This window comes from Flavobacterium koreense (assembly GCF_054776075.1).
On sequence record NZ_BAAHCF010000002.1, the window covers coordinates 285,063 to 301,674 of the forward strand.

General features: G+C 32.8%; 10 protein-coding genes. All 10 read left to right on the forward strand.

Annotation, left to right across the window (positions count from 1 at the left end; translation table 11 throughout):
- Nucleotide 1 precedes the first annotated feature (1 nt).
- The 10 genes from queG to ACYU7A_RS01595 all read left to right on the forward strand — a co-directional run bounded on the left by queG (nt 2) and on the right by ACYU7A_RS01595 (nt 16,604).
- Complete coding sequence (queG, locus tag ACYU7A_RS01550; RefSeq protein WP_460573728.1) at nt 2–925, forward strand: tRNA epoxyqueuosine(34) reductase QueG; 924 nt, start codon at nt 2–4, stop codon at nt 923–925.
- A gap of 104 nt (nt 926–1,029) precedes the next feature.
- On the forward strand, nt 1,030–3,327 hold the full coding sequence (locus tag ACYU7A_RS01555) for an NADP-dependent malic enzyme (protein WP_460573730.1): 2,298 nt from the start codon (nt 1,030–1,032) through the stop codon (nt 3,325–3,327).
- 66 nt (nt 3,328–3,393) lie between these two features.
- Nucleotides 3,394–3,975, forward strand: coding sequence for a Holliday junction branch migration protein RuvA (ruvA, locus tag ACYU7A_RS01560; protein ID WP_396143040.1), 582 nt, complete (start codon nt 3,394–3,396; stop codon nt 3,973–3,975).
- A 36-nt stretch (nt 3,976–4,011) separates the two neighbouring features.
- Complete coding sequence (sov, locus tag ACYU7A_RS01565; RefSeq protein ID WP_460574032.1) at nt 4,012–11,193, forward strand: T9SS outer membrane translocon Sov/SprA; 7,182 nt, start codon at nt 4,012–4,014, stop codon at nt 11,191–11,193.
- Nucleotides 11,194–11,271: 78 nt separating this feature from the next.
- Nucleotides 11,272–11,652 carry a glycine cleavage system protein GcvH gene (gene gcvH / locus ACYU7A_RS01570; protein ID WP_344815546.1) on the forward strand — a complete coding sequence of 127 codons (381 nt, stop codon included), beginning with the start codon at nt 11,272–11,274 and terminating at the stop codon, nt 11,650–11,652.
- On the forward strand, nt 11,645–12,007 hold the full coding sequence (locus ACYU7A_RS01575) for a VanZ family protein (RefSeq protein WP_460573732.1): 363 nt from the start codon (nt 11,645–11,647) through the stop codon (nt 12,005–12,007). Before gcvH ends, ACYU7A_RS01575 begins: the two co-directional genes overlap by 8 nt.
- Nucleotides 12,008–12,162: 155 nt before the next feature.
- The gene (deoC, locus tag ACYU7A_RS01580; protein ID WP_460573734.1) at nt 12,163–12,906 is read left to right on the forward strand and encodes a deoxyribose-phosphate aldolase; all 744 of its coding nucleotides are present in this window, start codon (nt 12,163–12,165) and stop codon (nt 12,904–12,906) included.
- A 16-nt stretch (nt 12,907–12,922) separates the two neighbouring features.
- Nucleotides 12,923–15,031: a gliding motility protein RemB gene (locus ACYU7A_RS01585; protein ID WP_460573736.1), complete on the forward strand. Its 2,109-nt coding sequence runs from the start codon at nt 12,923–12,925 to the stop codon at nt 15,029–15,031.
- An 89-nt stretch (nt 15,032–15,120) separates the two neighbouring features.
- Complete coding sequence (gene cyoE / locus ACYU7A_RS01590; protein WP_460573738.1) at nt 15,121–16,023, forward strand: heme o synthase; 903 nt, start codon at nt 15,121–15,123, stop codon at nt 16,021–16,023.
- A gap of 2 nt (nt 16,024–16,025) precedes the next feature.
- On the forward strand, nt 16,026–16,604 hold the full coding sequence (locus ACYU7A_RS01595) for a cytochrome c oxidase subunit 3 (RefSeq protein WP_460573740.1): 579 nt from the start codon (nt 16,026–16,028) through the stop codon (nt 16,602–16,604).
- Nucleotides 16,605–16,612: the final 8 nt, after the last annotated feature.

Here is a 16,612-nt window from a genome sequence, read left to right on the forward strand (position 1 = left end):
TTTGATAAATAATATAGAAAAATATTCACAATTAATTAAAGCCGAATCCAAAAGACTCGGCTTTCTTTCTTGTGGTATTTCTAAAGCAGAATTCTTAGAAGAAGAAGCTCCAAGATTAGAAAATTGGTTGAATAAAAACCATCACGGTCAAATGTCATATATGGAAAATCATTTTGACAAAAGACTAAATCCAAAACTTCTAGTTGATGATTCCAAAAGCGTTATATCGTTACTATTAAATTATTTTCCTTCTGAAGAGCAAAATAGTGATAGTTATAAAATTTCTAAATATGCTTACGGACAAGATTATCATTTTGTAATCAAAGAAAAACTAAAGGAACTATTAAATACAATTCAATCTAAAATTGGAGATGTTTCTGGTAGAGCTTTTGTTGATTCTGCTCCTGTTTTAGATAAAGCTTGGGCTGCAAAAAGTGGATTAGGTTGGATAGGAAAAAACAGTAACCTAATTACTCAAAAAGTAGGTTCCTTTTATTTTATTGCCGAACTAATTATAGATTTAGAATTAGAATATGATAATCAAACAACTGACCATTGCGGAACATGCACTGCATGTATAGATGCTTGTCCAACCGATGCCATTGTTGCTCCTTATGTAGTTGACGGAAGTAAATGTATTTCTTATTTCACAATTGAATTAAAAGATAATTTGCCAATTGAAATGAAAGGTAAGTTTGACGATTGGGCATTTGGTTGCGATATTTGTCAAGACGTTTGTCCATGGAATCGTTTTTCAAAACCTCATAACGAACCATTGTTTAATCCAAATCTTGAACTTTTATCTTTTTCAAAAAAGGATTGGGAGGAAATTACAAATGATACTTTCAATAAAGTTTTTAAAAACTCTGCAGTTAAAAGAACAAAATTTGAGGGATTCAAAAGGAATATTAATTTTTTAAAGTAAAAATTCCAAAAAGGATTGTTATTTTCTTCAAAAGAAACTCTCTAAAAGTTTCCATTTTCCATTGAGACTTTTACCTTTGTAGGTCAGAATAAAAAGAAAAGAAAATGCACAAAGACAATAAACGTAGAGAAGCACTTTTATATCACGCTAAACCTACTCCAGGTAAAATTAAAGTTGTTCCAACAAAAAAATATGCGACACAAAGAGATTTATCTTTAGCTTATTCTCCTGGTGTTGCAGAACCATGTTTAGAGATTGCAAAAGACGTTAATAACGTTTATAAATATACATCCAAAGGGAATTTAGTCGCTGTTATTTCCAACGGAACTGCTGTTTTAGGATTGGGAGACATTGGACCAGAAGCTTCTAAACCTGTAATGGAAGGAAAAGCATTGTTATTCAAAATCTTCGCAGATATTGATGTGTTTGATATTGAAGTTGATACTAAAAATATAGAAGAATTTATTGCCACAGTAAAAAATATTGCTCCAACTTTTGGCGGAATTAATCTAGAAGATATCAAAGCGCCAGAATCTTTCGAAATAGAAAGACGTTTGGTTGAGGAATTAAATATTCCTGTAATGCACGATGATCAACACGGAACTGCAATTATATCTTCTGCAGCATTGTTAAATGCATTAGAATTAGCAGAAAAAGATATTGAAAAGGTAAAATTAGTTGTTTCTGGAGCTGGTTCAGCTGCGTTAGCTTGTGCTAATTTGTATGTACTTCTAGGAGTAAAATTAGAAAATATCATAATGTTTGACAGTCACGGAGTTTTATCTGATGATCGTGATGATTTGTCCGACTTACAAAGAAGATATTGCAGAGGAGAAAAAGGAATTGATTTAAAAGAAGCGCTTCAAAATGCCGATGTTTTTCTTGGGCTTTCGGCAGGAAATATTCTAACTCCAGAAATGCTATTGGGAATGGCAAAAGATCCTATTGTTTTTGCAATGGCAAATCCAACTCCCGAAATCGATTACAATCTTGCAATAGATACAAGGAAAGATATAATTATGGCAACTGGTCGTTCAGACCATCCTAATCAAGTAAATAATGTGTTAGGTTTTCCTTATATTTTTAGAGGAGCCTTAGATGTTAGAGCAACTAAGATTAACGAAGCTATGAAAATGGCAGCAGTTAGATCTTTAGCCGCTTTAGCAAAAGAAATGGTTCCTGAGCAAGTAAATATTGCTTATGGTGAAACTAGATTAAATTTTGGTAGAGATTATATAATTCCAAAACCATTTGACCCAAGGTTGATTACTATGGTGGCTCCAGCTGTAGCAAAAGCCGCAATGGATAGTGGTGTAGCTTTAAATCCAATTACGGATTGGGAAAAATACGAAAGTGAATTGTTAGAACGAATGGGTTCTGATAATAAAATGGTTAGATTGCTTACCAACAGAGCTAAAACAGATCCAAAGAGAATTGTTTTTGCAGAAGCTGACCAACTGGATGTATTAAAAGCAGCCCAAATTGTTTATGAGGAAGGTATCGGACATCCAATTTTATTGGGAAGAAAAGAAGATATTTTAGAGTTAAAAGAGGAAATTGGTTTTGATGCCGATGTGCCAATTTTAGACCCTAAAACAAAAGAAGAAGATAAAAGAAGATTAGAATACGCTGAAATCTTTTGGAAAGAAAGAAGAAGAAAAGGAATTTCACAACTCGATGCTCAAAAGTGGATGCGTGAACGCAATTATTTTGCTGCAATGATGGTAAACCAAGGTGATGCCGATGCTATGGTTTCAGGATATTCAAGAAGTTATCCTTCAGTAGTAAAACCATTAATGCAATTAATAGGAAAAGCCCCTGGAATATCTCTAATTGCTTCTACCAATATGATGATGACTAATCGTGGTCCGATGTTCTTGTCAGATACTGCAATTAACCCAAATCCATCTGCTGATGATTTAGCTAAAATTGCTTTAATGACTGCAAAAACCGTTAGAATGTTTGGTATTGAACCTGTTATTGCTATGGTTTCGTTCTCAAATTTTGGTTCGTCAAACTATGAAAGTGCTAATAAAGTTAGAGAAGCGGTAGCTTATTTACATCACTATTACCCAGATTTGATTGTAGATGGTGAAATTCAAACTGATTTTGCATTAAATCCTGAAATGCTTCAAAAGAAATTTCCATTTTCTAAATTAGCCGGAAAAAAAGTAAATACTTTGATTTTTCCTAATTTGGAAGCAGCAAATATTACTTATAAACTTCTTAAAGAATTATACAAAGTTGATTCTATTGGACCAATTGTAATGGGAATGGATAAGCCAGTTCATATATTCCAATTGGGAGCAAGTGTTGAGGAAATGGTTAATATGGCAGCAGTTGCAGTTGTTGATGCACAAGAGAAAAATAAACGAATTAAGAATTTTGACGTAAAAAAATAGCAGAAAATCGGCATTAGTTATGCCAATTAAACTTTTTTGTTATATTTGGAAAGCATAATAAAAACTATGATAGCACATATTCAAGGTAAATTAGTTGAAAAAACACCAACAGAAGTTGTAATCGACTGCAATGGTGTAGGTTATCATATTAATATTTCACTGCATACTTATTCCTTATTACCAAATGCCGATTTTGTAAAATTATTTACGCATTTGATGGTAAAGGAAGATTCACATTCATTGTATGGATTTGTAGAAAAATCGGAGCGTGAAATATTTAAAATGTTACTTTCAGTTTCTGGTATTGGAGCAGGAATTGCAAGAACAATGCTTTCCTCATTAGAACCAAAACAAATTATTCAAGCATTAGCCAGCGGAGATGTTGCAACTATTCAGTCCATTAAAGGGATTGGAGGTAAAACAGCACAACGAGCTATCCTTGATTTGAAGGATAAAGTGTTAAAAATTTACGATTTAGACGAAGTTTCTATGTCGCAAAGCAATACAAATCGAGATGAAGCGTTATCTGCTTTGGAGGTTTTAGGTTTTGTTAGAAAAGCTTCCGAAAAAATAGTAGATAAAGTGATAAGTCAAAATCCCGATGCTACCGTTGAAGTTATTATTAAACAAGCATTAAAAAATTTATAATTGTTGAAAACATATTACCAAAAATATACTTCATTTATTTTTAAAACAGCGTGCTTTCTAAGTTTGCTGTTAACTGGGCAACTTTCTTTTGCTCAAGACGATGAAGTTAACGATTCAATAAAAGGATATAATACAGGAGCTATTAATCTGGCTAATCCTAAAAGTGTGGTTGAGGCATATACTTATGACCCAATAACTAATATGTATGTTCTTACAAAAACTTTTGAAGGTTTTAACATCAATTATCCCATCATTCTTACTCCAAAAGAATATGAAAAATTGGTATTAAAAGAGTCAATGCATGAGTACTTTAAGAACAAATCTAAAGCAGTTGATGGTAAAGGTACCGAAGAAGATAAAAAGAATTTGTTGCCAAGATATTATGTAAATTCAAGTTTTTTCGAAACCATTTTTGGGGGTAATACAATTGATGTTAAGCCAACAGGTTCTGTCGAAGTTGATTTAGGTTTTAGACATACAAAACAAGACAATCCATCCTTTTCGCCAAGAAATAGAGCTACAACAACTTTCGATTTTGACCAAAGAATCAGTATGAGTTTGATGGGAAAAGTGGGTACAAGATTAAATGTAAATGCCAATTATGATACCCAATCTACTTTTGCATTTCAAAATCTTATCAAGTTAGAATACGCTCCAACAGAAGACGATATTATTCAAAAAATTGAAGTAGGTAACGTAAACATGCCTCTAAACAGTTCATTGATAAGAGGAGCACAAAGTTTATTTGGGGTAAAAGCACAATTACAATTCGGAAAGACTACAGTTACCGGAGTTTTCTCTGAACAAAAATCACAAACAAAAACCGTTACTTCTCAAGGTGGTGGAACCATCCAAAATTTTGAACTTTTTGCACAAGAATATGATGCCGATAGACACTTTTTCTTATCGCAATACTTCAAAAACAAATACGATTACTCTCTAAGAAATTATCCTCAAATTGATAGTAGAGTTCAAATTACACGTATTGAAGTTTGGATTACAAACAGACAAAATAGAGTTACAACAAACAATAATAACTTAAGAAATATTATTGCCTTACAAGATTTAGGTGAAGCTGCTTTAAATGAATCTGGAACTTTAAATCCAATTCCACCAGCAGAAATTGTAGCTATTAATCCAACAGACTTAGCAAATAGCTTTTTCTTAGCACCTATTGATACTCCTTCTAAAAACTCAAATAATAAATATGATCCTGCTTTAATTACTTTAGGTGGTGGTTTCTTAAATACAAATATTAGAGAAATAGTAACTTCAAATGCAGGTTTTAATAATTCCGTTCCAGTAAGTGAAGGTATTGATTATGCAAAACTAGAAAATGCAAGAAAACTTAGCCCAAACGAGTTTACTTATCATCCACAATTGGGATACATCTCTTTACAACAGCGTTTAGCAAATGACGAAGTTCTTGCTGTAGCTTATCAATATACTATTGGAGACCAAGTATACCAAGTAGGTGAATTTGGTAATGATGGAGTAGAAGCAACGCAAGTAGACCCAAGTGGAGTTCCATCATCACAAGCATTAATATTGAAAATGCTTAAAAGTAGTTTGACCACTGTTCAAAAACCAATTTGGGGATTGATGATGAAAAACATTTATCAAATTCCTGGTGGTTATCAATTACAAAAAGAAGATTTTAAATTCAATATCTTATATACAGATCCATCGCCATTAAACTACATTACACAAGCTAATTCTACTACACCACTTCCTACTGGAGTAGAACAAACGCCTCTGTTGAAAGTTTTTGGAATAGATCAATTAAATTATAATAACGACCCACAAAACGGAGGTGATGGATTCTTCGATTTTATTCCAGGATTAACTGTAGATCAACAAAATGGTAGATTGATTTTTACCTCTGTGGAACCTTTCGGTAAGTACTTATTTGAAAAGTTAAGAAGTGGTGTAGGTGAAGATTACAATGGTGATCCAACTTTAGTTTACAACGCCAATCAAGCGAAATACGTTTTTAGAACCTTATATAAAAGTACACAGGCAGCAGCTTTACAAGACAGTGAAAAAAATAAATTTCAACTTCGAGGTAAATTCAAATCTTCTGGTGGTGATGGAATTCCAATTGGTGCTTTCAATGTACCTAAAGGTTCTGTAGTAGTTACAGCTGGCGGAAGAGTTCTTGTTGAAGGTGTTGATTATACTGTAAACTATCAAGCAGGTAGAGTTCAAATTCTTGATCCGGCATTATCGGCTTCGAATACTCCAATTGAAGTTTCTGTAGAGAACAACTCTGTTTTTGGTCAACAAACAAGACGTTTCTTTGGTGTAAATGTAGAGCATAAATTTTCTGAAAAATTCATTTTAGGAGCAACGTTCTTAAAAATGACAGAAAGACCTTTTACTCAAAAATCTAACTACGGACAAGAATCGGTAAACAATTCTATTTACGGAATAAATACTGCTTATTCAACAGAAGTACCTTTCTTAACTAGATTGGTAAATAAACTTCCAAATATAGATACGGACGTTCCTTCTGTGGTTTCTTTTAGAGGTGAAGTAGCTTACTTGCAACCTAATTCTCCAAAAGCCGATCGTTTTGAAGGCGAAGCAACTATTTATGTTGACGACTTTGAAGGTTCACAAACAACCATCGATTTAAAATCACCTTTTTCGTGGTACTTGTCTTCTACACCAGAAAAACCAACAACAGGAGTATTACCAAGTTATCCTGACTTTGGTGGAACCTCAAATGGATTAGATTATGGATTTAAAAGAGCAAAATTAGCTTGGTATTCTATTGATCCAGTTTTTTATACACAAAGACCATCCGGAATTTCTGAAGATGATTTGTCACTAAATTCCACACGAAGAATTTTTAGTCAAGAGTTGTTTCCAAATACAGTTATAGCTCAAGGACAAACTCAAGTTGTAAATACTTTAGATTTAACGTATTTTCCAAATGAGCGTGGTCCATACAATTTTAATACAGCGACTGCACCAGATAACACAATACCAAATCCAGAAGATAATTTTGGTGGAATAGTTCGTGCTTTAAATTCAACCAATTTTGAACAATCTAACGTTGAATATGTACAATTTTGGATGCTAGATCCTTATTTTGATCCAGGAAATCCTACTGCTCAAACTCCAAGTACAAACATTGGTAAAGTATATTTAAATCTTGGTGAAATATCGGAAGATGTTCTTAAAGACGGAAGGAAATTCTATGAAAATGGAGTTGGTAATAATCAAATAGTGGTAAATCCGCAACCGCTTTGGGGAGATGTTCCAGCTTCACAATCGTTAATCTATGCTTTCGATTCTGATCCTGGAAATAGAACGGCTCAAGATGTTGGATTTAATGGATTGAACGATGCTCAAGAAGCAGCTAAATTTCCAACGTTCTCTTCTTTTACCGATCCAGCAGTTGATAATTTTACTTATTTCTTAAATACTACTGGAAATATTTTTGATCGTTATAAAAATTATAATGGAACAGAAGGCAATTCACCAATTGATGTAACAGATACCAATCGTGGTTCTACAACGGTTCCAGATGTTGAAGACATCAACAGAGACAATACCATGAATACTATCAATGCTTATTATGAATATGGTATTGATGTTAGGCCAGGAATGGCAGTAGGAAATACTAGATACGTTACCGATGTTAGAGAAACTACGGTAACATTATCAAATGGTGAAACCACTCAAGCAAGATGGATTCAGTTTAAAGTGCCAGTTTCTCAACCTGAAAATACAGTTGGAAGTATTTCAGATTTTCGTTCTATAAGATTCATGAGACTTTTTATGACAGGTTTTGAAAGTCAAATTACGTTGCGTTTTGGAACTTTAGATTTAGTGCGTGGTGAATGGAGAAGATTTGAAAACACCTTAGATCCAACAGATACAGATACATCTGATGATGGTACCGATTTTGATTCTCAAGCAATAAATATTCAAGAAAACGGCGATAGACTACCTATTCATTATGTAACGCCTCCAGGTGTTCAATTGGAAGAACTGTATTTTAATAATACTTTAATACCACAAAACGAGCAATCATTAGCATTGAGAGTAGATGGAGATGGTTTAGAACCAGGAGATTCTAGAGCAGTGTTCAAAAATGTAAGTGTAGATATGCGTCAGTTTAAAAAACTGAAAATGTTTGTGCACGCTGAAGCACCAGCTGATGATGTTACTTCCTTGGAAGATGATGAAATGGTTGCTTTTATTCGTTTTGGTAATGACTTTACAGAAAACTTTTATCAAGTTGAAATTCCGTTAAAAAGAACGCAGTTTGGAGATAATTCTGCTGAAGGTGTTTGGCCAGAATCCAATAGAATTGATATTTCTACAGAATTACTAACCAAGCTGAAAATTTTAGCCTTAAATTATGTTTATACACCAGGTGAAATTTTCTATAGAAATGAAGATGATCCAGACATGAATCCTTCAGCTTCTGGTAAAGTAAATAAATTAAGATTAGGTATTCGAGGAAATCCTAATTTCGGTTTAGTGAGAACATTAATGGTTGGTGTAAAAAACCAAACAGATGATTTAAATACACCACAACATCCTTTAAATCCTAGACGTATTAAAGGAGAAGTATGGTTCAATGAACTTCGTCTTGCTGAAATGGACAACAAAGGTGGTATGGCAGCAGTTGCTAATTTAGATGGTAATCTTGCTGATTTTGCTAACGTTTCTGCTACTGGTAGATTAAGTACCATAGGTTTTGGAACTTTAGAACAAGGACCAAACGAAAGAAGTCGTGAAGATATCTTACAATATAACGTTGTTACCAACATGAGTTTGGGTAAACTTTTACCTAAAAAATGGGGAATAAATCTTCCATTCAATTATGCTGTTGGTGAAGAGTTTATTACGCCAAAATATGATCCTTTCAATCAAGATATAGAATTGCAACAATTAATTGATGTGACGGCTGATGAAGCAGAGAAACGTAACATCAAAAATAGAGCTATTGATTATACTAAAAGAAAAAGTATCAACTTTATTGGTGTGAAAAAAGAACGTGGTGAAAAACAAAAACCACATTTCTACGATCCAGAAAACTTGACACTTTCCTATTCTTACAATCAAGTTGATAGACACAATTTTGAATTAGAAAATTTCACTGATCAACAAGTAAACACTACTGCTGATTATACATTTGCATTCCAATCTAAACCAATTGAACCTTTCAAAAAAGTGAAAACGTTCAAGAAAAGTAGCTATTGGAAATTATTGAGCGATTTTAATTTCAATTATTTACCAGCAAATATCTCTTTCAGTTCTAATATCATTCGTCAATTCAATAGACAGCAATTTAGATTAGTTGATGTAGAAGGTCTTGGTCTAGATGCTTTATACCAAAGAAATTTCTTGTTCAATTATCAATATGGATTTAATTATAATCTAACTAAATCGTTGAAACTAAATTTTAATGCTACTTCCAATAATATAGTTAGAAATTACATGGACGAAAACAATGTTCCAGATAATTCATACACAATTTGGACAGATTATTGGAATATTGGTTCACCAAACCAACACAACCAACAGTTAACAGTAAACTACGAATTGCCATTAAACAAAATTCCATTCTTGAGTTTTGTGAAATCTAGTTATACTTACACAGGTAATTTTAGTTGGCAACGTTCTTCATTGGCATTCTCATCTGTTATTTCTAACGGAGTTGAATACAGTCTTGGAAATACAGTTCAAAATGCAGGTTCTCATAAATTGAATACCCAATTCAATATGGAAACTTTTTACAAGTATTTAGGATTGAATAAAACTAAAAAACAAACCAAAACAACACAAGTTGGTCCGCCAAAACCTGGTCAAAAAGTAACGAGTCAAGCAGCTACTCCGGCTAAAGATAGCAATCCTTTTGTAGATGGTTTAATAGGTGTTTTAACAAGTGTGAAAAACATTCAAATCAATTATACCGAAAATCAAGGAACTGCTTTACCAGGATTCCTTCCAAGTATTGGTTTCTTTGGAACAGCTAAACCTTCTTTAGGATTTGCTTTTGGTTCGCAGGATGATATTCGTTTTGAAGCTGCTAAAAATGGTTGGTTAACATCTTATCCAGAATTCAATTTAAATTATACTCAAATTCTAACTAGAACACTAGATTTTACAGCGAATGTGGATTTGTTTCCAGATTTCAAAATCGACTTAAGTGCGAACAGAACGTATGCTAATAATTTCTCAGAACAGTACGATGTTTCTCCTGATGGAAATTACAATTCAAGATCGCCTTACAGCACAGGAAATTTTGCAATATCAACTGTTTTGATTAAAACAGCATTTAAGAATAGTGACGAATTTGGTTCAGAAGCTTTCGATGATTTTAGAGAAAATCGTTTAAAAATAGCAAACAGATTGGCCTCAAATTATTACGGAGGCGCACCTTATGCAGTCGATGCTGAAGGATATCCTGCTGGTTTTGGCAAAAATAGTCAATCGGTTCTATTGCCAGCATTCTTAGCTGCCTACACAGGTGCTGGAGCTTCAGATGTTTCCTTAGGAATCTTGAGAAATTTCCCAATTCCTAACTGGAATGTAAAATATAATGGATTAATGCGTTATAAATACTTTAAAGATAAATTCAAACGTTTCTCTTTACAACACAATTATAAAGCATCTTATACTATAAATTCATTCCGATCTAATTTAGATTATAAAGAAGGTGTAAATCCACTAAATGGGAATTTATATGAAAAGACTCTTGTTGGAAATGTGAATTTAGTAGAACAATTTAATCCTTTAATTCGTTTAGATTTAGAAACTAAAAGTTCGTTCAAGTTCCTGGCTGAAATGAAAAAAGACAGAGCATTATCTTTAAGTTTTGATAATAATCTATTAACAGAAGTAAAGGGAATTGAATATGTAATTGGAACTGGTTATCGTTTTAAAGATGTAATTTTTTCAACTAAATTGGCTGATGATCCTTCTGGGGTTATAAAAAGTGATATCAATTTAAAAATAGATTTTTCTTACAGAAACAATAAAACAATTGTACGTTATTTAGATTATAACAACAATCAATTAGGTGGAGGACAAAACATTTGGTCAGCAAGATTAACAGCCGATTATTCGTTTAGCAAAAACCTAACTGCGATTTTCTATTACGATCATTCGTTCTCTAAAGCAGTAATTTCAACATCATTCCCATTGACAAATATTAGAGGTGGATTCACTTTAAGATATAACTTTGGAAATTAATTGAAATAGTGATAAAAATCATTTTAAAAATTTAAGAATAAACAATACATTTGACCTGAATTTAAACTTACAAACAAAATGAGCATACCAACTAATTTAAAATACACAAAAGACCACGAATGGGTTTCTATGGATGGTGATGTAGCAACTATCGGAATTACACATTTCGCTCAAAGCGAACTTGGTGATATCGTTTATGTTGAAGTTGAAACACTAGACCAAACACTTGAAAGAGATGAGGTTTTTGGTACTGTTGAAGCGGTAAAAACAGTTTCTGATTTATTTTTACCAATGTCTGGTGAAATTATCGAATTCAACGAAGACCTTGAACGCAATCCAGAAACTGTAAATTCTGACCCTTATGGAGCAGGATGGATGGTGAAAGTAAAAGTGTCTGATGTTTCTCAATGGGACGAATTATTAGATAGCGAAGCTTACGCAAGTTTGATAGGTGCATAATAAAAAAATATTTTTCCTATTAGCCATTCTTTGGACACTTGTTGTTACGTATTTGAGTTTGGCTACATTTGATGATGTTAGTAGCGACATAAAAGTTCCTTTTAAAGATAAACTCGCGCATTTTACATTCTATATGATGTTTGTAATATTGTGGTCGATGTTTTTCAAACAAAGTAAATACAATTATAAGATTCTGTTTGCAGCAATCGGCTACGGAATAGTAATGGAAATTTGCCAAAAACTATTCACCACAACTAGAAGCGCAGATATTCTTGATGTTATAGCCAATACAACAGGAGCAATAGTAGGATTACTAATAATTACTAAGATATTTAATAACAAAACCACTCATTGAGTGGTTTTGTTGTTTTATTGCAACAATTTAAATTTACTCTTATAAATAAGTTTATTTAGAATACTAAGCATCATTACTTCATTATTTTCTATTTTTGGCAGCAATAAATTGGATGCAGATTTTTTGTACCTTTATCGTTTCTAATAATCAAGAAAATGAACATCAAGAACTATTTAGATTCTACTTATCTAAAAACACCCGGGCAAGCTGGACTTTCTGTTGAAGAAAACACCAAAGTAGTTCAAGGATTTATCCAAGAAGCTATAGATGAAGGCTTTAAACTTATCATGATTCGTCCTGATATGGTAGCTATGGCTAGAAAAATGATTAGTAAGGCTAATTCAATGGTTACGATAGGAACTGTAATTGGTTTTCATGAAGGAACTTATTCATTGGAAGATAAACTTACCGAAGCTAAAAAAGCTATTGAAGATGGTGTAGATGATTTAGATTTTGTATGCAATTATGAAGCATTCAAAAGAGGTGAGATCGATATTGTAAAAAAAGAAGTTCTCGAAGGAACCAAACTTGGACTAGATCATCACAAAATAGTAAAATGGATTATTGAAGTGGCAGCATTAAGTAACGACCAAATTATCCAAATTTCTTCTTTGATTAAAAAGGTTGTGATGTCTAATTTTAAAGAAGAATGTTATCATTCGGTTTATGTAAAATCATCAACAGGTTTTTACAAAACAGAAAATGGTTTGCCAAATGGCGCAACGGTTCCAACTATAATAATGATGTTAGAAAATGGCTCTCCTCTGTCTATAAAAGCAGCAGGTGGCGTTAGAACATACGATGAAGCAGTAGAAATGATTAATCTTGGAGTTAAGAGAATTGGGACATCTTCTGCCAAAGCCATTGCCAACGGACAAACAACAAACAGCGATTACTAAATTATATTCAAATAGGATGTTTAATAAAATAACGATAGCTTTTTTACTATTAAATGCATTATTGGTTACCGCCCAAAAAGGAAGTGAACAAATGCCAATTTTTCCAAACTGCGAGAAATTACAAGCTAAAGAACTTGAAAATTGTTTCAATACTGAAGTGCAAAATTTTGTTTACAATAATTTTCAAGTACCTACTAAGTTAAAAGACAACAACTACAAAGGAAGTATCATAGTCTTGTTTGAGGTTGACGACAAAGGAACTTTCAAAGTGCAATATGTTGATGCCATAGATGAGGATTTAGTAAAAGAAAGTAAACGAGTTTTTGCGGCTATGCCAAAAGTGAGTCCGCCAACGTATAACGGAAAACCAACTTATGCAAAGTATACTATCAAAATAGCAATTCCACTTCAAAGTGCAGCAGAAATCCAAGCAGAAAAAGAGAAAGAAATTGAGGCTAGCAATCCAACTACAATTTACTCGCCAAATGATAAAAATAAAGAACTTACAGAATTTGATAGTATAGTTTATAAAAAATTCAATAATCCTCAGTTTCAAAGTCATTTGAGCATTCCGTTGTCGCATAGTTTTTATGCCCAATTTGATCCGGCGATGAATCAAGTAGGTAGTAATAATCATACGGCATCCAAACCTTATACTTATGCCGAAGTTTCTAAATATTACAATCTAGAAGCAGAAAATCAAAAGCTAATGAAGAACAAAACTTCATGGTGGGGAAAAAAGCTTTGGAATGAAAATACAGTTGCCATTCAAGGAGATGATTATTGGTTTACTATGAATCCTATTTTCGATTTGCAAATGGGTAAAAGCGATCCAAGTGTTGCAGATTATACTTACGTAAATACTCGCGGAATTCAAGTACGAGGTGGTTTGGGAAGTCAATTGAACTTTACCACAACCATTTTTGAAAGTCAAGGTCGTTTTGCTGATTATTTTAATAATTATGCAGTTTCGATAAAACCATCAGGAGGAAATCCTGCAATAATTCCTGGAGTTGGAATTGCGAAAGAATTCAAATCAGATGCTTTTGATTTTCCTATGGCCGAGGCAAATTTAACTTTCGCACCAAATAAGTTTATTGATTTACAATTGGGTTATGGAAGAAATTTTTTAGGTGATGGATATCGTTCGCTGTTTTTAACTGATGGTGTAAGTCCTGTTCCTTATTTTAAAATAAACACTACATTCTGGAAAATTAAATATACCAACAATTATATGTGGATGAAAGATGTTAGAAATGACGCCACAGTTGATGGAACTTATGCGACAAAGTTTGTTGCAAACCATTATTTAAGTTGGAATGTTACTAAAAGATTCAATTTAGGTTTTTTCGAATCGGTAGTTTGGTCTAAACAAAACGATAGAGGATTTGACATGAGTTTCGTAAATCCAATTATCTTTTATCGTGCTGTTGAGTTTGCATCATCTTCAAGAAGTGGAAATGCATTACTTGGTTTAACAACTAAGTACAAATGGAACAATCAAATTAACTTTTACGGACAATTTCTAATTGATGAATTCTCATTTAATGAAGTGAAAGATGCTAATAAAAGTTGGAAAAACAAATTTGCATACCAAATTGGAGCAAAATATTTCAATGCGTTTAATATAGAAAATCTGATGGTGCAGGTAGAATACAATCACATTAGACCTTACGTTTATTCTCATAGTGATGCGTTAACAAATTATGGAAACAGCAACCAAAGTCTTGGACATCAATGGGGTGGAAATGCTAAAGAATTAATCGCAATTGCGCGTTATCACAAAGGAAGATATTTTGCTGATGCCAAATTAACAATGGGTGTAAGAGGTTTTGATTTTGACGCTACTAAGAATTACGGTGGAAATATTTATTTAAGTTATAATGATAATAGACCTTTTGACAATGGAGTTACTGTTGGACAAGGAAATAAAACGAATATTTTTATCGCCGATTTACAAGCCGGTTATTTGATAAACCCAGCCACAAATTTGAAAGCTTTTGGAAGTATTATTTACAGAAATTTTAGTCCAACAGTTGAAACAGATGCGTTGAAAAAACAAAGTACTACATGGTTTTCTCTTGGTTTGAGATGCGATATTTTTAATTGGTATTTCGATTATTAGAATTTTAAATAATTTTATGGTTTGTTTTTTGTCAAATCCTTTTTGATAAACTACTTTTGCACCATTAAAAAATCAATTTTTCAATTCCATTGAATTCTACAACTAATACACTTTCGCTCAAAGCAATCTTTAGAGATTTTAAAGAAATCACCAAGGCTGGTTTAGCAATAAGTGTTTTATTTTCTTCAATTGCTGGCTATTTATTAGGATTTGACGAAAGTCATCCGTTTAGTTGGACAACTTTGATAATGTTGATTATCGGTGGGTATTGCATGGTTGGAGCTTCAAATGCTTTTAATCAAGTGATAGAAAAAGATTTGGATGCATTAATGGATAGAACTAAGAATCGTCCAGTTCCTGCAGGAAGAATGTCGCCTAAAGTTGCTCTATTTGTGGCAAGTTTGTTAACGATTATTGGATTAATCTTACTCTATTTAATCAATCCAAAAACAGCAATGTTCGGAGCGATTTCAATATTTTTATACACAAGTGCTTACACACCATTAAAAACGGTTACGCCATTATCGGTTTTTGTAGGAGCAATTCCAGGAGCAATTCCTTTCATGTTAGGATGGGTTGCAGCAACAGGAAATTTCGGAATAGAAGCAGGAACGCTATTCATGATTCAGTTTTTTTGGCAGTTTCCTCATTTTTGGGCTATAGGCTGGTTTTTGTATGAAGACTATGAAAAGGCAGGGTTTTTTATGTTGCCAACAGGACAAAGAGATAATAAAACGGCAACACAAATTATATTGTATACCTTTTGGTTAATTGTGGCATCGCTTTTACCTTGTTTGGGATTTACAGGCCAGTTGTTTATTAGTCCAATTGCTGCAGTATTGGTTTTTCTTTTGGGATTATGGATGCTGATTTATGCTATTAAATTATACAAACAAAGAACGCCAAAAGCTGCTAGGGTACTAATGTTAGTAAGTGTTTCTTACATTACTTTATTGCAAATAATATATATAACAGATAAATTTTTAAGATAGTTATGATGACAACTGAAGAACATAAAGAACGCACAGCAAGGTCATACAAACTCTTGTTGATTTTTGCGATGATAAGTATGGTGATGATGTTTGCCGGTTTAACAAGCGCAATGGTTGTTAGTAAATCGAGACCAGATTGGCTTAAAGATTTCCAAATGCCAACTGCTTTTTTTATAAGTACTGCAATTATTCTTTTGTGTAGTGTAACCATTCACTTAGCGAAAAAATCAATAAAGAAAGATGATAGAAGCACAACGACATTATTTTTGTTAGCAACTCTTGCCTTGGGATTTGGATTTATTTATTTCCAATTTGAAGGTTTTGCACAGTTATTTCAAAATCATTTATATCCAGTTGGAGGATCAGGTTCTATTACCATTTCATTTTTGTATGTTTTGGTTTATGTGCACATGGCGCACTTAGCTGGAGGGATAATTTCATTATTAATTATAATTTATAATCATTTTAAACAAAAGTACAATTCGTCCCAATTTCTTGGTATTGAGCTAGGTGCAATGTATTGGCACTTTCTTGATTTCTTGTGGATTTATTTATTTTTGTTTTTATATTTCTTTAAATAAGAAAAAAA